The 384-nt window shown below is 71.4% G+C and carries 1 protein-coding gene; it reads right to left on the reverse strand.

Annotated elements, in window-relative coordinates:
* On the reverse strand, window positions 1-384 hold a 384-nt coding region (locus KBY19_RS36045), incomplete at both ends, for a beta-ketoacyl synthase N-terminal-like domain-containing protein (protein WP_282107160.1).

Below are 384 nucleotides of genomic sequence, written 5' to 3' on the forward strand. Positions count from 1 at the left end.
TCAGCAGGCCGGTGGCCGGGTCGCCGTCCGGGGGCGGGGGTGTGGCGCCGGGCGCGTCCTGGTGGTCGTACAGATTCATACCGGAACCAGCGAACACACCGATGCGGGTGCCGGGCGCCGAGGCCGCGTAGCCCCCTTCCTCCAGCGCCTGGTGGCAGCATTCGAGGAAGAGCCGGTGCGCGGGGTCGGTGAGCTGGGCCTCCTTGGGGCTCATACCGAAGAAGTCCGCGTCGAAGCCCTCGATGTCGTCGAGGACACCGCCGACGGGGACATGGTCCGGCTCGGTGCCGCCCGAGGAGAAGACGCTGACGCTGTCGACGCCTTCGCGGAGGTTCGCCCAGAAGGCGGCGACGGACGGTGCCCCGGGGAAGCGCGCGGACATAC

Source organism: Streptomyces sp. B15 (assembly GCF_018070605.1).
GTDB classification, from domain to species: Bacteria; Actinomycetota; Actinomycetes; order Streptomycetales; family Streptomycetaceae; genus Streptomyces; species Streptomyces smyrnaeus.